The organism is Mycobacterium sp. NGS48 (assembly GCF_059812585.1).
This window is the reverse complement of record NZ_JCALCY010000002.1, coordinates 387,379-408,325: the sequence shown is the minus strand read 5'-3', so window position 1 is coordinate 408,325 and position 20,947 is coordinate 387,379. Positions and strand designations below refer to the sequence as shown.

Here is a 20,947-nt window from a genome sequence, read left to right as displayed (position 1 = left end):
GGCATGCGCACAATTCCCGCCGAACTCGTCGCGCGGTATGAGCAGGCGGGCTGGTGGACGCGCGAAACCATCGGACAGGTGCTGGCCGCAAGCTGGACGCCGCAGCCCGACGCGGGATTTCGGGTCTACTCGGCCGTACGAACGTGGTCGGGAACCTTCCGCGACGTCGAGCGGGTGGCCCGTCGGCCGGCAGCCGGGCTGCACGCCCGCGGCACCGTCGCCGCCGATCCCGCCGGACCGGGCCTGATCGCCTTCACCTCCGGCACGACCAGTGATCCCAGGCGCGTCGAAGAAGTCCGCAACCACCTCGCCGAGCGGGGAGTGGCCCGGCAGAAGTGGCCAGAGGTTTTACTCGAGGCCGACGACTATCCGCGCACGGCGAGCGGCAAGGTGCAGAAGAGGCTGGTCCGGGAGCGCATTGCGCTAACCTCTGAGTGAGAATAGTATTCTCGAAAACTGCGAAGGAGGATTTCATGGGGCAGTTGTCGCATCGGGAAGATGTCCCGTTTCCGATTTTTGACGCGGATAACCATCTCTACGAGCCGCCGGAAGCGCTGACCAAGTTCCTGCCCAAGGAGTACAAGAACTTCGTCCAGTACGTGCAGATCAACGGGCGCACCAAGATCGCGCTGCGCGGCGTGATCAGCAACTACATTCCCAACCCGACCTTCGAGGTCGTCGCCAGGCCGGGCGCCTGGGAGGAGTATTTCAAGTACGGCAACCCGGACGGCAAGAGCAAGCGTGAGCTGTTCGGTGAGCCGATGCGCGCGATTCCGGCCTTCTTCGAGCCCGGCCCGCGGCTGGAGAAGATGAACGAGCTGGGCCTGGACCGCACCCTAATGTTCCCCACGCTGGCCAGCCTGATCGAGGAGCGGCTGCGCGACGATCCGGTCGCCATCCACGTCTTGATCCATGCGTTGAACCAGTGGCTCGATGAGGTCTGGGGCTTCAACTACCAGAACCGGATCTTCACCACCCCGGTCATCACCCTGCCGATCGTGGAGAAGGCGATCGAGGAGCTGGAGTGGGTGGTCAAGCGTGGTGCCCGCTGCATCTTGGTCCGCCCGGCGCCGGTTCCCGGCTTCCGTGGCCCCCGGTCGTTCGCGCTGCCCGAGTTCGACCCGTTCTGGGAGCGGGTCGTCGAGCACGACCTGCTGGTGGGGATGCACTCCAGCGACAGTGGCTACTCCCGGTACACCTCCGAATGGGACGGCGCCGACCAGGAGATGCTGCCGTTCCAAACCAACGCGATGGGCATCCTCAACGAGTGGCGACCGATCCAGGACTCGGTGGGCTCGTGGGTGATCCACGGCGCGCTCTACCGCCATCCCAAGCTGAAGGTCGCGATCGTCGAGGCCGGTTCGAAGTGGATGACCCCGTTGCTGGATGGGCTGGCCGAGGTGTTCCGAAAGGCCCCGGAAGCCTTCCCGAGCGACCCGGTCGAGATGGTCAAGAACCGCATCCACGTCAGCCCGTTCTTCGAAGACGGCATCGACGATCTGGTCAACCTCGTCGGCGTGGATCAGGTCTTGTACGGCTCGGACTGGCCGCACCCGGAAGGACTGGCGGAGCCGACCTACTACGTCAACGCGCTGTCACACCTGTCAGCTGAAGACCAGGCAAAAATCATGGGCGGCAACCTCGGTCGGCTCGTCACGGTGTGACTTATCACGCGCGGTGGCGGACCATCCCCGAGATGGTTGTGAGCGCGGCGGACCGCTTCGGCGACGCGGAAGCGATAGTCGACGGTCCGCTGCGCTTGACATTCACTCAGGTTGTCGATCGAATCCGCTGCGCAGCAGGCGCTTTCGCTGACTTCGGTATCGACAAGGGCGACCGAGTGGCCATCTGGGCGCCGAACTGCGCGGAATGGATCATCGCGGCGTTCGGGCTTCTCACCGCCGGTGGTGTCTTGGTGCCGGTCAATACGCGGTTCAAGGCCGATGAAGCCGGCGACATTATCGCCCGCAGCGAAGCCAAGGCCGTCCTGGTTCAGCAAGGCTTCCTGGGCCATGAGTACACCGCACCGGCGGGGGTTCCGGTGGTCGATCTGAAATCTGACATGCTGTCCCACGGTCCACCATTCGAGCAGACTGTGAGCGGCTCCGACATCGCCGACATCATCTTCACGTCGGGCACGACCGGTCGCCCAAAGGGCGCGATGATGAATCATCAACAGACGCTGCGGATGTACGAAGAGTGGGCCACTCTCGCAGATCTACGCGAGGCCGACCGCTATTTGATGATCAACCCTTACTTTCACACGTTCGGCTTGAAGGCGGGCCTCGTCGCGTCGTTCCTCCGCGGCGCGACAATGCTGCCCGTCGCGGTTTTCGACATCGGCATGATCGTGGATCTGATTGACCGCGAACGCATCACGATGCTGCCCGGGCCGCCGACGCTCTACCACTCGTTGCTGACAGTGCCCGATAAGGCCAAGCTGTCGACGTTACGGGCAGGCGTGACCGGTGCCGCCGACATCCCCGTCGAACTGGTCCGTCGGATACACGATGAACTGCCCTTCCAGACGTTGATGACCGGTTACGGCCTCACCGAGGCCGGCAACATCACCTTGTCCCGGCCCGGTGATTCCTTCGAGGCCGTGGCCACCACTGCGGGCCTGCCCTGCGAGGGCGTCGAGGTGCGCATCGCCGACGACGGCGAAGTGCTGGCTCGTGGCTACGGCGTCATGCAACGCTACCTGGACGAGCCCGCGGCGACAGCGCAGGCAATCGACGCCGAAGGATGGTTGCACACCGGCGATATGGGTACGCTTGACGCGGCGGGTCGGCTACGGATCGACGGGCGCAAGAAGGACATGTTCATCGTGGGCGGGTTCAACGCCTACCCGGCCGAGATCGAGGGCTTTCTACTGGAACATCCCGCAGTTGCCCAGGCTGCTGTGATCGGTGTTCCCGACGAGCGACTCGGCCAGGTGGGCAAAGCCTTCGTGGTGCCGAAAACACCGGTGTCCGAAGGTGATTTGCTCGCGTGGTCTCGGCAGCGGATGGCCGGTTTCAAAGCGCCGCGATACATCGAATTCCGCGACGAGCTGCCGCTGAACGCGACCGGCAAGGTGATGAAGGACAAACTTCGGTGAGCGCCGTCGAGCCGCACCCGCATTCGATGGTGATCGCATCGGATTACCGAGTTCCGAATCCAGACCGGGTGTGGCCGCTGCTGAAACGACGCAAATCGGCACTCGCGGATATCGGCGCGCATCATGTGCTGGTCTACAAGTCCATCCATGACTACGGGCGCGTACTGGTGATGATCGGTGTGCACAGCAGAGAGCCGATCGTGGAGTTGCTGCGGTCGCGGGTCTTCTTCGAGTGGTTCGATGCCGTGGGCGTCGACGACATTCCAGCCGTCTTCGCCGGGGAGGTCGTTGATCGTTTCGAATCGTCGCCGCCGGCCAAGCCGCGGGCACCCGGGGTGGTGGTGGCCGCGATCGCAGCCGTCGACAACGTGCCGGCGATGAGCCTGGACGTGCGTCGCGCGCTCGACAAGTTCACCACTGCAGGCGTTCGGAAGACGTGGCTTTTCCAGGCTTTCGACGACGGGCAGGAAGTGATGATCCTGCAGGAACTCGACGACGAGGACAGTGTGCGGAGCTGGATCGACCATCCTGACGCTGCCGCGCAGTGGATGACCGGCCAGGGGAGAGGAGCCTATCCGCCGTTGTTCGTGGGCAGATTCATGGACATGATGCGGATCGAGGACTGAACGGACCGCAGCATGTTCGTCTGCCTGTGCAACGGCATCACCAGCCAGATGGTGACCGAGGTGGTCTCCGACGGAGCGTCGACGACCAAGGAAATCGCCGGCGCGTGCGGCGCGGGCGCCGACTGCGGTCGTTGCCGGCACACCTTGCGTGCCATTCTCGAAGCGGACAGACGCTCAGCCCGCTAGCGGCGCGCGCTGCCGTCCGGCGACGTGGGCCGAGCCAGTTCGGTGAGCAAATCCGGAATGTCGAAGCGACCGACGACGGCTTCGACGAGCACCATCCGGTCTTGATGCTCGGCGGCGGCGGTAAGGGCGTCGTCGAGTTCACCGTAGGTTTCCGCCCGAAATGTCAGGTGGTTGGTCACACCGAGCGCGCCGGCGACTTTCGACCAGTCCCAGCGCACAATGTCGTTGTAGGGGGCCGTCTTTCCGTGAATCGCCCGCTCGACGGTGTAGCCGTCGTTGTTGACCACCACGACCACCGGGGACAGCTCCTCGCGGGAGATGACACCGAGTTCTTGTACGGTGAGCTGGGCTGCTCCGTCACCGATCAGCAGCACCGGCCGGCGTTCCGGGTGGGCCAGCCCGGCGCCGAGCATGGCGGGCAGCGTGTAACCGATCGACCCCCACAGCGGCTGCCCGATAAAGGTCACCCCGCGCGGAAGCCGGTGCGCCGCCATACCGTAGAACGAGGTGCCCTGATCGGCGAGCACTATATTGCCCGGGGTGAGTGCGTCACAGAGCCTGTCCCACAACACCTCCTGGCTCAGCGGCCGGTCCCGCGCCGGCGGATCCCGGCTGACGTCGTCGGACGTGGGCGCGACCGCCGGCGAGTTCACGGCGCGCCGGGCCAGGATTTCGGTGACCGCCTCCAACGCCGCGGACAACTCCACCGGAGCGAAAACCTGTGTGCCTACGGTGCTTTGTTCAGCGCCGATATCGATGGTTCGCGCCGGGTCGATGCGCTGGCTGAAGAATCCGCTGACCATGTCGGTGAACACCACGCCCGCGGTGACCAGAACGGGCGCCTCTTCGATCGCCCGGCGGACCGGCTCGTCGCTGGCCGCGCCGGCGTAGATACCCAAAAAGTTCGGCGAGCTCTCGTCGACCAGACTTTTGCCCCACATCAGCGTGGCGTGTGGCACCACATCGGCGGCCAGCAGCGCCTCGAGTTCGTCGACCGCATGCAAACGGTGCACCAGGAAGTCTGCCAGCACCGTGAGCTGATGTTCCGCGATGAGTTCGGTTGCGGCATCGGTGAACAACGACAGCGCGCGCGGGCTGGTGCCACCGGTGTAACGCGGCAGCGGGGCCGTCGGCGACTCGGTTTCGAAACGCGCTACATCGGTGGGCAGCAGCAGGTAGCCGGGCTGCTTCTGCTCGCGTACTTCGGACAGCACCCGGTCGATTTCGCGGGTTGCCGTTGCGGGCATGAGACTGGCTTGGGCGCAGGTGATTTCCCGGCTGATCCGCAGGAAGTGCTCGAAATCGCCGTCGCCGAGCGAATGATGAAGTGCCCGACGCGTGCCCTGGGCGTCTTTGGACGGTCCGCCGACGACGTGCACCACTGGAACGTGCTCGGCGTAGCTGCCCGCGATCGCGTTGGCCACAGATAGCTCGCCGACCCCGAACGTCGTTACCACAGCTGCCATTCCACGAAGCCGGCCATAGCCGTCGGCGGCATAGCCGGCATTGAGTTCGTTGGCGTTACCGACCCACCGAAGGTCGGGGTGGGCGACGATGTGGTCGAGGAATTCGAGGTTGTAGTCGCCGGGAACGCCGAAGACGTGCGTGACGCCCAGTTCGGCGAGGCGGTCCAGCAGGTAATCACCGATGGTATAGGCAGTCACCAGACCGACGCTACGCTGCGCCGAAAACACCACCGGGCAAGGCGCGGCCTCGCTATGGTGCGGACCATGGCAGTGCAGGATTCCCGCGAAGTCGTCATCGAAGCGAGCCCGGAGGAGATCCTCGACGTCATCGCCGACGTCGAGAACACGCCGTCCTGGTCGCCGCAGTACCAGAGCGCCGAGATACTCGACACCCACGACAACGGTCGGCCGCGTCGGGTGAAGATGAAAATCAAGGCCGCCGGCCTCACCGACGAGCAGGTCGTCGAATACACCTGGGCAGCCGACAGCGTCAGTTGGACTTTGGTGTCCGCGGGGCAGTTGAAGGCCCAGGACGCCAAGTACACGCTGACGTCCCAAGGCGACAAGACCAAGGTCAGATTCGACATGGACGTCGATCCGTCCGTGCCGATCCCCGGATTCCTGCTCAAACGCACCATGAAGGGCGGCATGGAAACCGCCACCGACGGGCTGCGCAAACAGGTGCTCAAAGTCAAGAAGGGCTGACTGTCGGTGACGCACCCCGGACCGCTGGCGGGCGTGCGGGTCGTCGAACTCGGCGGCATCGGGCCAGGGCCGCACGCGGGGATGGTGCTCGCCGACCTGGGTGCCGATGTGGTGCGGGTGCGCCGCCCCGGCGGCGTGGCGATCGCAAGCGCGGCGAAGCCGGGCGCAGCGGGTCGCCACCAAGCAGTCCTCACCATGCCGGCCGAGGAGCGCGACCTGCTGCACCGCGGCAAACGCATCGTCGACCTCGACGTCAAGGCGCAACCCCAGCGGCTACTCGAGTTGGCCGCCAACGCCGACGTGCTGCTGGACTGCTTCCGGCCGGGCACCTGCGAGCGGCTCGGAATCGGCCCAGAGGATTGCGCTGCGGTCAACCCCCGGTTGATCTTCGCGCGGATCACCGGATGGGGCCAGGACGGGCCGCGAGCCGCCACCGCCGGCCACGACATCAACTACCTGTCGCAGACCGGGGCGCTGTCAGCACTGGGCTACCGCGACCGGCCGCCGATGCCGCCGCTGAACCTGGTCGCCGACTTCGGTGGTGGCTCGATGTTGGTGCTGCTGGGCATCGTGGCCGCGCTGTATGAGCGGGAGCATTCCGGTAAAGGTCAGGTCATCGACGCCGCGATGATCGACGGGGTCAGCGTGCTGGCCCAGATGATGTGGACGATGAAGTCGACGGGGGCGTTGCGCGACGAGCGTGAGTCGTTTCTGCTCGACGGCGGTGCGCCGTTCTACCGCTGTTATGAGACCGCCGACGCCAAGTACCTGGCCGTCGGTGCGATCGAGCCGCAGTTCTTTGCCGAGTTGCTGCGCGGGCTCGAGTTGTCCGCCGACGAGGTGCCGGGGCAACTCGACATCGGGTCCTATCCGCGGATGCGTGAGATTTTCACCGAACGCTTCGCCGGCAAGACCCGCGACGAGTGGACGAAGATTTTCGCGGGCACCGACGCATGTGTGACCCCGGTGTTGACGTGGGCTGAGGCCGCCGGCGATGCGCACATGACCGCACGCGCCACAGTCGTCAACGCTCATGGCGTCGAGCAGGCCGCGCCGGCGCCGCGGTTTTCCCGCACGCCCGCCGGTCCGGTGCAGGTGCCGCCGACCGGGACGACACCATTGGAGGCCATCGGCTGGTAATCCCGGTGACGGACCCCCTGCGGTTATAAGCTTGATGCCAGTGGCCGTACGAGCATCACGCGAAATCGTCATCGACGCGCCGCCGGATGCGATCCTCGACGCGCTAGCTGACATTGGGTCGGTGCCGTCCTGGTCCTCGGTTCACAAACAGGCCGAGGTGCTGGACTGCTATCCGGACGGTCGGCCCCACCACGTGAAGGTCACCGTGAAGGTGGTCGGCATTGTCGACAAGGAAGTAGTCGAATACCACTGGGGCCCTGACTGGGTGGTGTGGGATGCGCGCAAAACGGGTCAACAGCACGGGCAACACGTCGAATACACCCTGCAACGTGAAGGCGACGACAAAACCCGCGTGCGATTCGACATCACCCTGGAGCCGTCGGCCCCGCTGCCCGAGTTTCTGGTCAACCGCGCCCGCAAGAGGATCCTGCACGCCGCCACCGAGGGGCTGCGCAGGCGGGTGATGGGTGTCGACCGGCCGGATCAGCAGGGCTGAGAGCGGGACCGGTGGCCGTACAAGCGTCGCGAGAAATCATCATCGACGCGCCGCCGGACGTCGTGATGGAGGCGCTTGCCGATGTCAGCACGTTGACGTCATGGTCAACGGTGCACCGACAAGTCGAAGTGCTCGACCGTTACGAAGACGGCCGGCCGCATCATGTGCGGGCCACTCTCAAGATTTTCGGGCTGGTCGACAAGGAGATCCTGGAATATCACTGGGGTCCCGACTGGGTGGTCTGGGATGCTGAAGAGACTTTCCAGCAGCGTGGACAGCATGTCGAATACAGCCTCAAGCGTGAGGGCGTCGACAAGACCCGGGTGCGCTTCGACATCACCGTCGAACCCTCAGGACCGGTACCGGAGTTCATCGTCAAGCGAGCCAGCAAAATCGTGTTGGGTGCGGCGACAGAGGGCCTGCGCAAGCGAGTCATGGGTGGCGAGAGCGCGCCGAAATAGCCGGGCCTTCACCCAGCGCGGCCAGTCGACGGATCGCCTCGTCCAGCGTGTCGTCGCGTTTGGCAAAAGTGAAGCGCACCAGGTGATTCCAAAGCTTGCCGGCGTCCGGTTCGCAGAACGCCGACATCGGGATCGCCGCCACGCCGACCTGTTCCGGTAGCGCCGCGCAGAATGCCGTGCTGTCGTCGTAGCCGAGCGGGCGCGGGTCGGCACACAGAAAGTAGGTGCCTGAGCTGTCGTGCACTTCGAAGCCGATCTCAGTCAGCCCGTTGGCGAGCCGGTCGCGTCGTTGCTGCAACGAGGCTCGCAGCGCGGCCACCCAGGCCTCTTCGGTGTTCAGCGCGTGAGCCACCGCCGGCTGAAACGGCGCGCCGCCGACGTAGCTCAAGTACTGTTTGGCTGCCCGCAGCCCGACGATGAGTTCGGCTGGGCCGCATGCCCATCCGATCTTCCAGCCGGTGCAGTTGAACATCTTGGCGGCACTGGAGATGGTGATCGTGCGCTCGGCCATGCCGTCGAAGCCGGCCAGTGGCAGATGTCGGCGGCCGTCGTAGACCAGATGCTCGTAGACCTCGTCGGTGATGACCAGCAGATCGGCTTGGACGGCGATCTCCGCGATGGCTGTCAGTTCGGTTTCGGTCAGCACCATGCCGGTCGGGTTGTGCGGCGAGTTGACGATCAGCGCCTTGGTCCGCGGTGTCACCGCACGCCGCAGTGCGTCGGTGTCCAGGGCGAAGCCGCGACCGTGGGCCGCCAGTGGCACGACGACCCGTTGTGCGCCCGCCATGGCGACCACCGGCGAGTAGGAGTCGTAGAACGGCTGGATCAGGATCACCTCGGAGCTGGGTTCGACCAGGCCCAGCACCGCCGACGCGATGGCCTCGGTGGCACCGACGGTGATCAGCACCTCGGTGTCCGGGTCGTAGTCGATGCCGAAATGCCGCTGGCGCTGTGCGGCGACGGCTTCTCGGAGCGGGGCCATGCCCAGGCCCGGAGGGTATTGGTTGACGCCGTCGGCGATGGCGTCCTGAGCGGCCTTGAGCATTCCCGGCGGCCCGTCCTCGTCGGGAAAGCCCTGCCCGAGGTTCACCGCGCCGATGCGCGCGGCCAGCGCCGACATCTCGGCGAACACCGTCGTCGCGTACGGCCGCAGCCGCGACACCGTCATGGTCGTCGAGCTTAAAGCGGCCGAGCGTGAACGTAGCTTCACGCTCGATATCGAAAGTGAACCCAACTTCACGCTCGGCGCTGAGGAGCTCCCAACCAACAGGTTGATCGGCTGCCCTGTTAGGCTGGCCTGCAGAGGACTAGCGTCCCCGGTGGACGGATCCGAAACCCACGTGTGAAGAGGAATCAGCCATGTCCGAAGAAGCTTTTGTCTACGAAGCCATCCGCACCCCGCGAGGCAAGCAGCGCCACGGGTCACTGAACGAGGTCAAGCCGCTGGACCTGGTCGTCGGCCTGGTCGACGAGCTGCGCAACCGGTTCCCCGACCTCGACGAGACCCTGATCAGCGACATGATCCTGGGCGTCGTCTCGCCGGTCGGCGACCAGGGCGGCGACATCGCCCGCACCGCTGTGCTGGCCGCAGGCCTGCCCGACACCACCGGCGGCGTGCAGCTCAACCGGTTCTGCGCGTCGGGCCTGGAAGCGGTCAACACCGCCGCCCAGAAGGTGCGCTCCGGCTGGGACGACCTGGTGCTGGCCGGCGGCGTGGAGTCGATGAGCCGGGTGCCGATGGGTTCTGACGGCGGCGCCTGGGCGCTGGACCCGGCCACCAACTACGACCTGGGCTTCGTGCCACAGGGCATCGGCGCCGACCTGATCGCCACCATCGAGGGATTCTCGCGCGAGGACGTCGACGCCTACGCGCTGCGCAGCCAGGAGAAGGCCGCCGCGGCGTGGTCGGGCGGCTACTTCGCCAAGTCGGTGGTGCCGGTCCGCGACCAGAACGGCCTGCTGATCCTCGACCACGACGAGCACATGCGGCCCGACACCACGATGGAGGGTCTGGCCAAGCTCAAGCCCGCCTTCGAAGGCGTTGCGGCGCTGGGCGGCTTCGACGACGTGGCGCTGCAGAAGTACCACTGGGTGGAGAAGATCGACCACGTGCACACCGGCGGTAACAGCTCCGGCATCGTCGACGGCGCCGCGCTGGTGCTCGTCGGCAGCGAAAAAGCCGGCCAGTCGCAGGGGCTGACCCCGCGGGCCCGCATCGTGGCCACCGCCACCAGCGGGTCGGAGCCGACGATCATGCTGACCGGCCCGACGCCGGCCACCCGCAAGGTGCTCGACCGGGCCGGCCTGACCGTCGACGACATCGACCTGTTCGAGCTCAACGAAGCGTTCGCCTCGGTGGTGCTGAAGTTCCAGAAGGACCTGAACATCCCCGACGAGAAGCTCAACGTCAACGGCGGTGCGATCGCGATGGGTCACCCGTTGGGTGCTACCGGCGCGATGATCCTGGGCACCATGGTCGACGAACTGGAGCGCCGCAACGCCCGGCGCGCATTGGTCACGTTGTGCATCGGCGGCGGCATGGGCGTCGCGACGATCATCGAGAGGGTTTAACTCACATGCCTGAGAACACGATTCAGTGGGACAAGGACGCCGACGGCATCGTCACACTGACCCTGGACGACCCGACCGGGTCGGCCAACGTCATGAACGAGCATTACGCCGAGTCGATGACCAAGGCCGTCGAACGCCTTGTCGCGGAAGCGGATTCGATCGCCGGTGTGGTGATCACCAGCGCGAAGAAGACCTTCTTCGCCGGCGGTGACCTCAAGGGCATGATCAATCTCGGCCCCGAAGACGCCGGGCAGGCTTTCGACACCGTCGAGCGGGTCAAGAAGGATCTGCGCACCCTGGAGACGTTCGGCAAGCCCGTCGTCGCCGCCATCAACGGGGCCGCGCTGGGCGGGGGCCTGGAGATCGCGCTGGCCTGTCACCACCGCATCGCCGCCGACGTCAAGGGCAGCCAGATTGGCTTGCCGGAGGCAACGTTGGGGCTGCTGCCCGGTGGCGGTGGAGTGACCCGCACCGTGCGAATGCTGGGTATTCAGAACGCGTTCGTGAGCGTGCTCGCTCAGGGCACCCGGTTCAAGCCTGCCAAGGCCAAGGACATGGGTCTGGTCGACGAGGTGCTGGGCAGCGTCGAGGAGCTGGTCCCCGCCGCCAAGGCGTGGATCAAGGCCAACCCGGACAGCCACACTCAGCCGTGGGATGTCAAGGGCTACAAGATGCCTGGCGGCACCCCGGCGTCGCCGTCGCTGGCGGCCATCCTGCCGTCGTTCCCGTCGAACCTGCGCAAGCAACTCAAGGGCGCGCCGATGCCCGCACCGCGGGCGATCCTGTCCGCGGCGGTGGAGGGCGCTCAGGTCGACTTCGACACCGCAAGCCGCATCGAGAGCCGCTACTTCGCCTCGCTGGTCACCGGCCAGGTGGCCAAGAACATGATTCAGGCGTTCTTCTTCGATTTGCAGCACATCAACGGCGGCGGCTCGCGGCCAGACGGCATTGAGCCGGTCAAGATCAACAAGATCGGTGTGCTCGGTGCCGGCATGATGGGCGCCGGTATCGCCTACGTCTCCGCCAAGGCCGGCTTCGACGTGGTGCTCAAGGACGTCAGCCTGGAGGCCGCGCAGAAGGGCAAGGGCTATTCGGAGAAGCTGGAAGCCAAGGCACTTGAGCGTGGCAAGACCACCGAAGAGAAGTCCAAGGCGCTGCTGGGCCGAATCACTCCGACCGGTGAGGCCGCCGACCTTGCCGGCGTGGACTTCGTCATCGAGGCCGTATTCGAGAGCCAGGAACTCAAGCACAAGGTGTTCCAGGAGATCGAAGACGTCGTCGAGCCCAACGCGCTGCTGGGATCCAACACCTCCACATTGCCGATCACCGGTCTGGCGACCGGCGTCAAGCGCCAGGAGGACTTCATCGGGATTCACTTCTTCTCGCCGGTCGACAAGATGCCGCTGGTCGAGATCATCAAGGGCGAGAAGACTTCTGACGAAGCGCTGGCCCGGGTCTTCGACTACACCCTGGCTATCGGCAAGACCCCGATCGTGGTCAACGACAGCCGCGGGTTTTACACCTCGCGTGTCATCGGCACCTTCGTCAACGAGGCGCTGGCGATGCTCGGCGAAGGCGTGGAGCCGGCTTCGATCGAGCACGCCGGCTCGCAGGCCGGCTACCCGGCCCCGCCGCTGCAGCTGTCCGACGAGCTCAACCTGGAGCTGATGCACAAGATCGCCGTCGCCACCCGCAAGGGTGTCGAGGAGGCCGGCGGCAGCTACGAGCCGCACCCGGCGGAAGCCGTCGTCGAGAAGATGATCGAGCTCGAGCGGCCCAGCCGGTTGAAGGGCGCCGGCTTCTACGAGTACGCCGACGGCAAGCGCACCCGGCTGTGGCCGGGCCTGCGGGAGACGTTCAGCTCCGGCTCGGCGCAGCCGCCACTGCAGGACATGATCGACCGGATGCTGTTCGCCGAGGCGCTGGAAACCCAGAAGTGCCTCGACGAGGGTGTGTTGACGTCGACGGCCGACGCCAACATCGGTTCGATCATGGGGATCGGCTTCCCGCCGTGGACCGGCGGCACTGCGCAATACATCGTCGGCTACCCGGGCGGTAAGGAGGGCTTCGTCGCCCGGGCCCGCGAGCTGGCCGCCAAGTACGGCGACCGGTTCACCCCGCCGAAGTCGCTGACCTAACGAGCACGTAGCTGCGCGCCGTAAACCGCGCGGCGAATCTGTTTTGAGATGTCCACCGCGGTTCATCGGCGGCCGACAGCAACGACCATGCGGGCGTGAAGCGGCGCTCGATCTCGGCTTGATCGACTCCTTGCGGTCCGAAGCGGCCACTGGGCTGGAAGGCGATCATGAACAGCCGCGCGCCCGGGGCGGCGATCGCGCTGACCTCTTGGACGTAGAGGTCACGATCGCTGTCGCTCATGCCGTGGAAGCAGCCGTTGTCCACGATCATCTGGAAGTCGACTCCGATGCCGGCCTGACTGAGGTGCGTGACATCGGCGTGGACGAAATTGACCGTAACGTCGGCAGCGCGGGCTTTCGAGCGGGCCTCGTCGAGGGCCTTCGGTACGAAATCCGCTCCGGTGACCTGCCATCCGTGTTGCGCCAGGTAGATCGACGCGTCGCCGGTGCCACACCCGAGGTCCAGCGCTGACCCGGGTGGCAAAGCATCGCTTCCCTCGACGAGTCCGCGCAATGTCGCTGACTGCGGATGACCGTCCCATGGCGTGAACCCGAGCCGGTAGAAGACCCGAAACAGCCTGTGCCTAGATGCCATAACCTCACACCTCCCCAAGGTCAGCGGATAGCCAGTGCTGCGGTTGCAGGTAGATGACGACGTTCTCCCCGAGTTCGTTGCGGGCGTACTCCAGATAAGCGTCCACCCGTTCCGGCGCCAGATAGCGACGAGCCAACTCGACAAGTTGATCGTCAGTGCCCGGCTCGATTCGGCTGACCGGCCCGTCGACCGCGACGTAGCGCACCGTCGGCTCGAGCCGCTCGACCATCAACGAGAAGTAGCCGGCCGCTTCGATGAGCCGCGTCTTGCGTGACCCTGCTCCGGTCAGCACCCACGGCTCGCCGCCCGGCGCATATTGATACCAGATCGGCACCGTCAACGGTCCGCGACTATCGCCGGCGGTCACCGACAACGCGGCGATGTGCGGCTCGGCCAGAAATTGTTCGCGTTCGTCGTCAGAGAGCGGCATGTACGCCAGGCTAGCCGCGGCACGCGACAGCGAGGCGGCGCCACTGCTCGCGCGGGAAGGTGGTCGGATCAGCCAGCAGCACCTGTAGGCAGACATGGTCGGCGCCGGCGGCCTGATGTTCGGTCACCCGGCGCATGATGGTGTTCTCGTCGCCCCAGACAATGATCGCGTCGAAGAGCCGGTCACTGACCTGCGCCAAATCGTCTGGCGAGAAGCCGCTGCGCAGCAGGTTGTTGGCATAGTTCGGCAACGCCAAATACGAGCGCAGCCAATCGGTTCCGATGGCGCGCGCCTCATCGGCGCTGTCGGTCAGGATCACGGTCTGCTCCGGCAGCAGTAGCGGACCTTCTCCCAAGACCGCGCGGGCGGCCGCGGTGTGCTCCGGGGTGACCAGGTACGGGTGGGCGCCGCGGGCGCGGCCGGCGGCCAGGGCCAGCATTTTCGGGCCGAGCGCGGCCAGCACCCGTTGCTCGGCCGGCACCGGATGATGCGCGGCATCCAACCCGTCCAGGAACGACGCCGTGGCCGCCAGCGGCTTGCGGTATTTGCCCGGCTCGCGAGAGTCGATCAGCGGGGCGTGGCTGACACCGATTCCCAGCAGGAAACGGTCACCATGAGCGGCGGTCAGGTCGGCATAGCCGGCCGCGACATCGTCCGGCGAGTGCATCCACAGATTCAGAATCCCGGTCGCGATCACCGTCCGTTTGGTTGCGGCCAGCAGGTTGCCGACCGCGTCTAATACCGGCCCGCCGACATCGGGAATCCACAGCGCTTCGAAGCCGAGTTCCTCCAATTCAGCTGCTGCTTCGGCGGATTCGGCTGGATCGCCGTACCGCAGTTGACTACTCCATACGCCAATACCGGTAAGTTCCATGCGTCAATGTTGCCAAACGAGTGCAGTGTAGTCGGGCACCGGTATCGAATCATGCATGCGCACTCCGGTGACGTTCAGCTTCGCGACTGCGCGGCTGATCGGTGCGGGCAGCGCCGACACCAGTTGTGCACCTCGGGTCACCGCCCACAGCGCGGCCGTCGAGCCAGGGACGACGGTTTTAGCGGCTTTGCGTGCAAAAGCGCGGCTGCGGCGCACCGGCTCGCGCATCTGTTGTTCGTAGGCTGCGAACGCCACCGGGTAATCGCCGCGCGCGCGGGCCAACTCGCCGGCCAACACGTACGCGCCGATCACCGCGAGGCTGGTGCTGCCGCCCACCGCCGGCCCCGGGCAGTAGCCGGCGTCGCCGACCAGCGTGACCCGACCGCGCGACCAGCTCTCGAGCTGCAGCTGGGTGATCGAGTCGAAGTAGAACGCCGGCGTCGTGTCGAGCTGTTCGAGCCAGCCGTCCACCCGCGGATGGGTTCCGGTGAACGCGTCGCGCAGTAAATCCTTCTGCCGCAGTACGTCTCGGTGGTGGTACTGGAGTTCAGGGCTGTGGAACATGAACAGCACCCGCGCGTCGTCCAAATGCTGTGCGCTGTAGATCCCCGCGATGCGGCCGATGTCGACCTGACCGACCATCTCGCCATCGGGCACCAGCGCTTTGGGTGCCGACGCGACTGCCAGGTAACCCCCGAGGTGCTGAGTGAAGCCGGCGTCGTCACCGAACGCCAGCCGCCGCACGTTGGAATGCAGCCCGTCGGCGCCGACCACGACGTCGAACCTGCGGGGAGCCGCGTGCTCGAATGTCACCTCACCGTCTGCGCCGATGGCTGCGATCGAGTCGCCGAACAGGTACTCGACATCAGCGGCACTGTAATAGATTTCGCTGAGGTCGTCGCGCATGACCTCGACGTGCCGGTCGGAGGCAGCGCCGTAGATCTTGGTGAGGTCGACGCGGATCGGTCGCCCGTCGTCGCCGCGGAAGATGTTCAGTCGCGTCGTGTTGGTGGCATGCGCCTCGATGCGAGGGAGCACGCCCATCTTGGCCGAGATTTCCATCGCCGGGCGGAACAAATCGACGGCATGGCCACCGGTTTTGCGTAACGTCGGCGCGCGCTCGACCACGGTCACGTCGAACCCATACCGGTCCAGCCAGAACGCCAGCACCGGTCCGGCGATGCTGGCGCCCGAGATCAATACGCGCATCTCGCACCTCCTTACTTACCGATAGGTAAGCCTACCATTGCCCGCTTACCTATCGGTAAGTCAGTTAAACTGGCATGGTGACCAGGCCGCGCTCGGATACCCGCGAGCGCATCCAAGACGCTGCCCGCGAACTGTTCGTGCAGCAAGGCGTGCAACGGACCAGCTTGCAAGACATCGCTGACAAACTGGGAATCACCAAGCCGGCGTTGTACTACCACTTCCCGTCACGAGAAGAACTGGTACGCAGCATTGTTCAACCGCTGATCGACGACGGCGAGCAGTTCGTCGTCGAGCAAGAGCAGCGTGCTCATACCGATGTGCGCGAGTTGCTCGAGGGGTACTTCGACTTCCACTACCGACATCGGCGGGATCTCGTCGTGGTCCTTGCCGAATTCGGGATCCTCGAGGACCTCGACTTGGTCGAGAAGGTGCTGGCCTGGCGCGAACGGCTCGGCAGGCTGGTGTTTGGACCAGAGCCGACCCTGGAGCAAGCCGCCCGTGCGGTGATCGCGTTCGGCGGTCTGCAGGATTGCTGCATGCACTTCATCGATGCGCCGCTGGACAGGGCCCGGGCCGCGTCGGTCGAAGGCGCGCTTGCCGCCCTGGACATCTGACGCAGGGTTAAAGTCCCAAGCTATGCGCTTTGGATTTTTCATCCCGCAGGGCTGGCGATTGGATCTGGTCGGGATCGAACCCGACAAGCACTGGGCGGTGATGCGCGAGCTGGCCGGCTACGCCGACGACAGCGCATGGGACTCGTTGTGGGTGTACGACCACTTCCACACTGTGCCGATGCCCACCGGCGAAGCCACCCACGAGGCGTGGTCGCTGATGTCGGCCTACGCGGCGACGACATCGCGGATCAAACTCGGCCAGATGTGCACGGCGATCAGCTACCGCAATCCGGTCTATCTGGCCAAGGTGGCCGCCACCGCCGACATCATCTCCGGTGGCCGGGTCCAAATGGGTATCGGTGGCGGCTGGTACGAACACGAGTGGCGCGCTTACGGTTACGGCTTCCCATCCGCGGGCAGACGACTGGGGCGGCTCGACGAGGGCGTCCAGATCATGCGCGACGCCTGGCGGGACGGCACGGTCAGCTTCGATGGTGAGCATTACCAGGTCGACGGCGCAATCGTCGCGCCCAGGCCTTTGCAGGCCGGCGGCATCCCGTTGTGGATCGCCGGGGGCGGCGAGAAGGTGACGCTGCGGATCGCCGCTAAGTATGCGCAGTACACCAACTTCACTCCCGAGCCCGAGGCGTTTGCCCACAAATCCGACGTGTTGGCCCAGCATTGTCGCGACGTGGGCACCGATTTCGATGCCATCGTTCGCTCGGCCAACCTCAACGCGGTCGTCGGCGCCACCGAGGCCGAGGTCAAAGACCGGCTGGGTCGGGTCCGCGACCGGTTAGCCGGCTGCGTGCCCGAAACTGCGGCGGATTCCATGATCGCCGGCACCACCGGGCCCGAGACGGCGACCGGCACAACCGAGCAAGTCGTCGAGCGACTCCAGCGCCTGCGCGACCTCGGTTGCCAATACGTGATCTGTTACTTCCCCGAGGCGGCCTATGACCGCTCAGGCGTAGAGCTCTTCGAGCGTGAGGTGATCCCGGCGCTGAGCTAGGAGAATGTGATTTCCGCTTTAATCGAACGTTGTTGTACCGTCTAGTCAGCATTATTCTCGTGTCGTACTAGGAGGATCGTTCGATGCAGAAGGCACTGGCGCCCGACATCTCGACCTGGCCTGACGACAGCCCGCAATTGATCGGCAGCCAATGCGACGGCTGCGGGGCTACCACGTTCCCGGTGCAGCAGCGGTGCCCGCGGTGCAGCGGCGCCGCAATGTCCGAGGTGTTGCTGCCCCGCCGCGGAACCCTGGTGGCCTGGACCACCCAGGGCTTTCCCCCGGGAGCTCCGTATGCGGGGCCGACGGGGAAGGCCTTCACCCCTTTCGGGGTCGGCTTGGTGCAACTCGGCGACGTGATTCGCGTCGAGGGACGCCTGACCGAAAACGATCCGGACAAGCTGCAGTTCGGCATGGACGTCGAGCTGACCATGGTGCCGTTGACCACCGACGAGGAGGGCAACGAGGTCGTGACGTTCGCCTTCCAACCGGCCTGATCAGGGAGTCAAGCGATGAATGACGTAGCCATCATCGGAGTGGGCCTGCACCCGTTCGGTCGATTCGACAAGACCGCGATGCAGATGGGCGCCGACGCGATTCAGGCCGCGCTGGCCGATGCCGGTCTGGACTGGAAGGACATCCAGTTCGGCTTCGGCGGCAGCTACGAAGTATCCAACCCCGACGCGGTGACCCGTCTGGTCGGCCTGACCGGTATCACGTTCACCAACGTGTTCAACGCCTGCGCCACCGCCGCCAGCGCCATTCAGCAGACCGCCGACACCATCCGGTTGGGCAAGTACGACATCGGCATCGCTATCGGCCTGGACAAGCACCCGCGCGGCGCGTTCACCGACGACCCGGCCAAGCTGGCGTTGCCGCAGTGGTATGCCGAGAACGGGCAGTTCGTCACCACCAAGTTCTTCGGCATGAAGGCCAACAAGTACATACACGACCACAACATCTCGCAAGCGACGCTGGCCAAAGTCGCCGCCAAGAACTTCCGCAATGGCGCGCTGAACCCGAATGCTTTCCGCCGCAAGCCGATTCCGGAGGAAGAGATCCTCAACTCGGCCGTGCTCAACTATCCGTTGACGCAGTACATGTTCTGCGCACCCGATGAGGGCGCGGCCGCGGTAATCATGTGCCGCAGCGACATTGCCCGCAAGTTCACCGACAAGCCGGTGTACGTGCAAGCCAGTGAGATCCGTACCCGGCGGTTCGGGGCGTACGAAGTGCACGCCACGTCGGCACCGCTGGACGAGGACGCCTCGCCGACGGTGTACGCGGCCAAAGCCGCTTACGATGCCGCCGGCATTGGTCCCGAGGACGTCGACATTGCCCAGCTGCAGGACACCGACGCCGGCGCCGAGGTCATCCACATGGCCGAAACGGGGCTGTGCGCCGACGGCGAGCAAGAGAAGCTGGTGGCCGACGGCGCCACCGAGATTCACGGCTCGATTCCGGTCAACACCGACGGCGGTCTGATCGCCAACGGTGAGCCGATCGGCGCCTCGGGATTGCGGCAGGTGCACGAACTGGTCCGCCAGCTGCGCGGTGAGGCCGGCGAGCGGCAGGTTCCCGGCAACCCCCGCGTCGGCTTGGCGCAGGTGTATGGCGCCCCCGGCACCGCCTCGGCGACGATCCTGACGCTCTAGAAGTCGACGGACCCTAAATCGCCGGACCGAGCAGATCGTCGGCGTCGCGGATGATGTAGCCGTAGCCCTGCTCGGCGAGGAAGCGTTGCCGGTGCGCGGCGTATTCGGCATCCTGGCTGTCCCGGGCCACCACCGAGTAGAAGATCGCGCCCCCGCCGTCGGCCTTGGGTCGCAGCAGCCGGCCCAGCCGCTGCGCCTCCTCCTGGCGTGAACCGAAAGTCCCCGAAACCTGCACCGCCACTGCGGCTTCCGGCAAGTCGATGGAGAAGTTGGCTACCTTGGACACCACCAGGGTGGTGATCTCGCCGCGGCGAAACGCGTCGAACAACGCCTCGCGTTCGGCGGTCTTGGTGGATCCCTGGATCACCGGGGCGTCGAGCACAGTGCCGAGTTCGTCGAGCTGATCCAGGTAAGCGCCGATGACCAGCGTCTGCTCGCCGGGGTGTCGACTCAGAATCGAACGGACCACCGCGACCTTCGAATGCGCGGTCGAGCAGAGCCGATAGCGTTCGTCCGGTTCTGCCGTGGCATAGGTCATCCGCTCACTATCGGTCAGCGTCACTCGCACCTCGACGCACTCGGCCGGCGCGATCCAGCCTTGCGCTTCGATATCCTTCCACGGCGCGTCATAGCGTTTCGGGCCGATCAAGCTGAACACATCGCCTTCGCGGCCGTCCTCGCGGATCAGGGTGGCGGTCAAGCCAAGTCGCCGGCGCGACTGCAGGTCGGCGGTCATCCGGAACACCGGCGCGGGCAGCAGATGCACCTCGTCGTAGATGATCAGTCCCCAGTCGCGGCTGTCGAACAACTCCAGGTGGCGGTATTCACCCTTGGTGCGCCGGGTGATCACCTGGTAGGTGGCGATGGTGACCGGGCGAATCTCCTTGCGCTCACCGGAGTATTCGCCGATCTCTTCTTCGGTCAACGAGGTGCGGGCGATCAGCTCGCGCTTCCACTGCCGACCGGCGACGGTGTTGGTCACCAGAATCAGCGTCGTCGCACTGGCTTTCGCCATCGCAGCCGCGCCGACCAGTGTCTTGCCCGCCCCACACGGCAGCACCACCACACCCGAGCCGCCCGACCAGAACGACTCGGTCGCCATCTCCTGGTAGTCGCGCAGGTGCCAGTCGTCCTGACGCAGGCTGATCGGGTGCGCTTCGCCGTCGACGTAGCCGGCCAGATCCTCGGCCGGCCAACCGATCTTCAACAGCATCTGCTTAACCCGGCCCCGTTCGCTGGGATGAACCACCACGGTGTCGTCGTCAATGCGGGCGCCGAGCATCGGTGCGATCTTCTTGTGCCGCAGCACCTCTGCGAGTACCGCGCGGTCGAAGCTGATCAGTGTGAGGCCGTGTGCGGGGTGCTTGACCAGCTGCAGGCGCCCGTAGCGGGCCATGGTGTCGACGATGTCGACCAGCAGCGGCTGCGGTACCGCGTAACGGGAATAGCTGACCAGTGCATCGACCACCTGCTCGGCGTCGTGGCCGGCGGCCCGGGCGTTCCATAGCGCCAGCGGGGTGATGCGGTAGGTGTGCACATGCTCGGGGGCGCGTTCCAGCTCCGCGAACGGCGCGATCGCCGCGCGCGCAGCGCCGGCCAGCTCGTGGTCAACCTCGAGCAGAACCGTCTTGTCGGACTGCACGATCAAGGGCCCGTCGGTCATACCGTC

Annotated in this window: 22 protein-coding genes; 15 read left to right on the top strand and 7 right to left on the bottom strand. The window is 65.6% G+C overall.

What is annotated here, in order from left to right:
* The first annotated feature begins 3 nt into the window (after positions 1-3).
* The 5 genes from AC5Y42_RS05650 to AC5Y42_RS05630 are packed head-to-tail and all read left to right on the top strand — an operon-like array spanning position 4 to position 3,912.
* Positions 4-438, top strand: a complete 435-nt coding sequence (locus tag AC5Y42_RS05650) for a hypothetical protein (RefSeq protein WP_499896426.1) — start codon at positions 4-6, stop codon at positions 436-438.
* Between the two features lie 35 nt (positions 439-473).
* The gene (locus AC5Y42_RS05645) at positions 474-1,664 is read left to right on the top strand and encodes an amidohydrolase family protein (protein WP_499896424.1); all 1,191 of its coding nucleotides are present in this window, start codon (positions 474-476) and stop codon (positions 1,662-1,664) included.
* 32 nt (positions 1,665-1,696) lie between these two features.
* A complete protein-coding gene (locus AC5Y42_RS05640; protein WP_499896422.1) occupies positions 1,697-3,100 on the top strand; it encodes a FadD3 family acyl-CoA ligase in 1,404 nt (467 codons plus the stop codon).
* A 26-nt stretch (positions 3,101-3,126) separates the two neighbouring features.
* Positions 3,127-3,726, top strand: a complete 600-nt coding sequence (locus AC5Y42_RS05635) for a fatty-acid--CoA ligase (protein ID WP_499896789.1) — start codon at positions 3,127-3,129, stop codon at positions 3,724-3,726.
* Between the two features lie 12 nt (positions 3,727-3,738).
* The gene (locus tag AC5Y42_RS05630) at positions 3,739-3,912 is read left to right on the top strand and encodes a (2Fe-2S)-binding protein (RefSeq protein ID WP_499896420.1); all 174 of its coding nucleotides are present in this window, start codon (positions 3,739-3,741) and stop codon (positions 3,910-3,912) included.
* Here the strand turns inward: AC5Y42_RS05630 and AC5Y42_RS05625 are convergent.
* Complete coding sequence (locus AC5Y42_RS05625) at positions 3,909-5,576, bottom strand: alpha-keto acid decarboxylase family protein (RefSeq protein ID WP_499896419.1); 1,668 nt, start codon at positions 5,574-5,576, stop codon at positions 3,909-3,911. The genes AC5Y42_RS05630 and AC5Y42_RS05625 overlap by 4 nt on opposite strands.
* Before the next feature lie 66 nt (positions 5,577-5,642).
* Here AC5Y42_RS05625 and AC5Y42_RS05620 point away from each other — a divergent pair, with 66 nt between their 5' ends.
* The 4 genes from AC5Y42_RS05620 to AC5Y42_RS05605 are packed head-to-tail and all read left to right on the top strand — an operon-like array spanning position 5,643 to position 8,180.
* Entirely contained in the window at positions 5,643-6,083 is a 441-nt protein-coding gene (locus AC5Y42_RS05620) for an SRPBCC family protein (protein WP_499896417.1), read from the top strand.
* Between the two features lie 6 nt (positions 6,084-6,089).
* Entirely contained in the window at positions 6,090-7,223 is a 1,134-nt protein-coding gene (locus AC5Y42_RS05615) for a CaiB/BaiF CoA transferase family protein (RefSeq protein WP_499896415.1), read from the top strand.
* Positions 7,224-7,263: 40 nt separating this feature from the next.
* The gene (locus tag AC5Y42_RS05610) at positions 7,264-7,719 is read left to right on the top strand and encodes an SRPBCC family protein (protein ID WP_499896414.1); all 456 of its coding nucleotides are present in this window, start codon (positions 7,264-7,266) and stop codon (positions 7,717-7,719) included.
* An 11-nt stretch (positions 7,720-7,730) separates the two neighbouring features.
* Entirely contained in the window at positions 7,731-8,180 is a 450-nt protein-coding gene (locus AC5Y42_RS05605) for an SRPBCC family protein (protein WP_499896413.1), read from the top strand.
* On the opposite strand, the gene AC5Y42_RS05600 is transcribed toward AC5Y42_RS05605, so the two are convergent.
* A complete protein-coding gene (locus AC5Y42_RS05600) occupies positions 8,152-9,348 on the bottom strand; it encodes a pyridoxal phosphate-dependent aminotransferase (protein ID WP_499896412.1) in 1,197 nt (398 codons plus the stop codon). The genes AC5Y42_RS05605 and AC5Y42_RS05600 overlap by 29 nt on opposite strands.
* A gap of 191 nt (positions 9,349-9,539) precedes the next feature.
* Between AC5Y42_RS05600 and AC5Y42_RS05595 the strand changes: the two genes are divergently transcribed.
* On the top strand, positions 9,540-10,751 hold the full coding sequence (locus tag AC5Y42_RS05595) for an acetyl-CoA C-acetyltransferase (protein WP_499896410.1): 1,212 nt from the start codon (positions 9,540-9,542) through the stop codon (positions 10,749-10,751).
* A 5-nt stretch (positions 10,752-10,756) separates the two neighbouring features.
* A complete protein-coding gene (locus AC5Y42_RS05590) occupies positions 10,757-12,889 on the top strand; it encodes a 3-hydroxyacyl-CoA dehydrogenase NAD-binding domain-containing protein (protein ID WP_499896409.1) in 2,133 nt (710 codons plus the stop codon).
* On the opposite strand, the gene AC5Y42_RS05585 is transcribed toward AC5Y42_RS05590, so the two are convergent.
* Genes AC5Y42_RS05585 through AC5Y42_RS05570 form a run of 4 tightly spaced genes read right to left on the bottom strand, consistent with a single transcriptional unit; the run spans position 12,864 to position 15,997 of the window.
* A complete protein-coding gene (locus tag AC5Y42_RS05585; protein WP_499896407.1) occupies positions 12,864-13,484 on the bottom strand; it encodes a class I SAM-dependent methyltransferase in 621 nt (206 codons plus the stop codon). The two genes, AC5Y42_RS05590 and AC5Y42_RS05585, sit on opposite strands and share 26 nt — an antisense overlap.
* 4 nt (positions 13,485-13,488) lie before the next feature.
* A complete protein-coding gene (locus AC5Y42_RS05580) occupies positions 13,489-13,914 on the bottom strand; it encodes a pyridoxamine 5'-phosphate oxidase family protein (RefSeq protein WP_499896406.1) in 426 nt (141 codons plus the stop codon).
* Positions 13,915-13,924: 10 nt separating this feature from the next.
* Positions 13,925-14,788, bottom strand: coding sequence for an LLM class F420-dependent oxidoreductase (locus AC5Y42_RS05575; RefSeq protein WP_499896404.1), 864 nt, complete (start codon positions 14,786-14,788; stop codon positions 13,925-13,927).
* Between the two features lie 3 nt (positions 14,789-14,791).
* Positions 14,792-15,997 carry an FAD-dependent monooxygenase gene (locus AC5Y42_RS05570; RefSeq protein ID WP_499896403.1) on the bottom strand — a complete coding sequence of 402 codons (1,206 nt, stop codon included), beginning with the start codon at positions 15,995-15,997 and terminating at the stop codon, positions 14,792-14,794.
* A gap of 74 nt (positions 15,998-16,071) precedes the next feature.
* On the opposite strand from AC5Y42_RS05570, the gene AC5Y42_RS05565 reads away from it, so the two are divergent.
* From AC5Y42_RS05565 to AC5Y42_RS05550, 4 genes are all read left to right on the top strand, one after another.
* Positions 16,072-16,611 carry a TetR/AcrR family transcriptional regulator gene (locus AC5Y42_RS05565; protein ID WP_499896401.1) on the top strand — a complete coding sequence of 180 codons (540 nt, stop codon included), beginning with the start codon at positions 16,072-16,074 and terminating at the stop codon, positions 16,609-16,611.
* A gap of 22 nt (positions 16,612-16,633) precedes the next feature.
* Positions 16,634-17,623, top strand: coding sequence for an LLM class F420-dependent oxidoreductase (locus AC5Y42_RS05560; RefSeq protein ID WP_499896399.1), 990 nt, complete (start codon positions 16,634-16,636; stop codon positions 17,621-17,623).
* An 83-nt stretch (positions 17,624-17,706) separates the two neighbouring features.
* On the top strand, positions 17,707-18,120 hold the full coding sequence (locus AC5Y42_RS05555) for a Zn-ribbon domain-containing OB-fold protein (RefSeq protein WP_499896398.1): 414 nt from the start codon (positions 17,707-17,709) through the stop codon (positions 18,118-18,120).
* A 15-nt stretch (positions 18,121-18,135) separates the two neighbouring features.
* Positions 18,136-19,278, top strand: coding sequence for a thiolase family protein (locus AC5Y42_RS05550; RefSeq protein WP_499896397.1), 1,143 nt, complete (start codon positions 18,136-18,138; stop codon positions 19,276-19,278).
* Positions 19,279-19,291: 13 nt separating this feature from the next.
* Here AC5Y42_RS05550 and AC5Y42_RS05545 read toward each other — a convergent pair whose 3' ends face one another.
* Positions 19,292-20,941 carry a DNA repair helicase XPB gene (locus AC5Y42_RS05545; protein ID WP_499896395.1) on the bottom strand — a complete coding sequence of 550 codons (1,650 nt, stop codon included), beginning with the start codon at positions 20,939-20,941 and terminating at the stop codon, positions 19,292-19,294.
* Positions 20,942-20,947: the final 6 nt, after the last annotated feature.

Coding starts and splice junctions, on each gene's coding strand:
- AC5Y42_RS05580 (WP_499896406.1), bottom strand. CDS start 13,914: ATGCCGCTCTCTGACGACGAACGCGAACAATTTCTGGCCGAGCCGCAC.
- AC5Y42_RS05585 (WP_499896407.1), bottom strand. CDS start 13,484: ATGGCATCTAGGCACAGGCTGTTTCGGGTCTTCTACCGGCTCGGGTTC.
- AC5Y42_RS05555 (WP_499896398.1), top strand. CDS start 17,707: ATGCAGAAGGCACTGGCGCCCGACATCTCGACCTGGCCTGACGACAGC.
- AC5Y42_RS05600 (WP_499896412.1), bottom strand. CDS start 9,348: ATGACGGTGTCGCGGCTGCGGCCGTACGCGACGACGGTGTTCGCCGAG.
- AC5Y42_RS05645 (WP_499896424.1), top strand. CDS start 474: ATGGGGCAGTTGTCGCATCGGGAAGATGTCCCGTTTCCGATTTTTGAC.
- AC5Y42_RS05630 (WP_499896420.1), top strand. CDS start 3,739: ATGTTCGTCTGCCTGTGCAACGGCATCACCAGCCAGATGGTGACCGAG.
- AC5Y42_RS05545 (WP_499896395.1), bottom strand. CDS start 20,941: ATGACCGACGGGCCCTTGATCGTGCAGTCCGACAAGACGGTTCTGCTC.
- AC5Y42_RS05635 (WP_499896789.1), top strand. CDS start 3,127: ATGGTGATCGCATCGGATTACCGAGTTCCGAATCCAGACCGGGTGTGG.
- AC5Y42_RS05620 (WP_499896417.1), top strand. CDS start 5,643: ATGGCAGTGCAGGATTCCCGCGAAGTCGTCATCGAAGCGAGCCCGGAG.
- AC5Y42_RS05550 (WP_499896397.1), top strand. CDS start 18,136: ATGAATGACGTAGCCATCATCGGAGTGGGCCTGCACCCGTTCGGTCGA.
- AC5Y42_RS05650 (WP_499896426.1), top strand. CDS start 4: ATGCGCACAATTCCCGCCGAACTCGTCGCGCGGTATGAGCAGGCGGGC.
- AC5Y42_RS05565 (WP_499896401.1), top strand. CDS start 16,072: ATGGTGACCAGGCCGCGCTCGGATACCCGCGAGCGCATCCAAGACGCT.
- AC5Y42_RS05560 (WP_499896399.1), top strand. CDS start 16,634: ATGCGCTTTGGATTTTTCATCCCGCAGGGCTGGCGATTGGATCTGGTC.
- AC5Y42_RS05595 (WP_499896410.1), top strand. CDS start 9,540: ATGTCCGAAGAAGCTTTTGTCTACGAAGCCATCCGCACCCCGCGAGGC.
- AC5Y42_RS05590 (WP_499896409.1), top strand. CDS start 10,757: ATGCCTGAGAACACGATTCAGTGGGACAAGGACGCCGACGGCATCGTC.
- AC5Y42_RS05640 (WP_499896422.1), top strand. CDS start 1,697: ATGGTTGTGAGCGCGGCGGACCGCTTCGGCGACGCGGAAGCGATAGTC.
- AC5Y42_RS05575 (WP_499896404.1), bottom strand. CDS start 14,788: ATGGAACTTACCGGTATTGGCGTATGGAGTAGTCAACTGCGGTACGGC.
- AC5Y42_RS05570 (WP_499896403.1), bottom strand. CDS start 15,997: ATGCGCGTATTGATCTCGGGCGCCAGCATCGCCGGACCGGTGCTGGCG.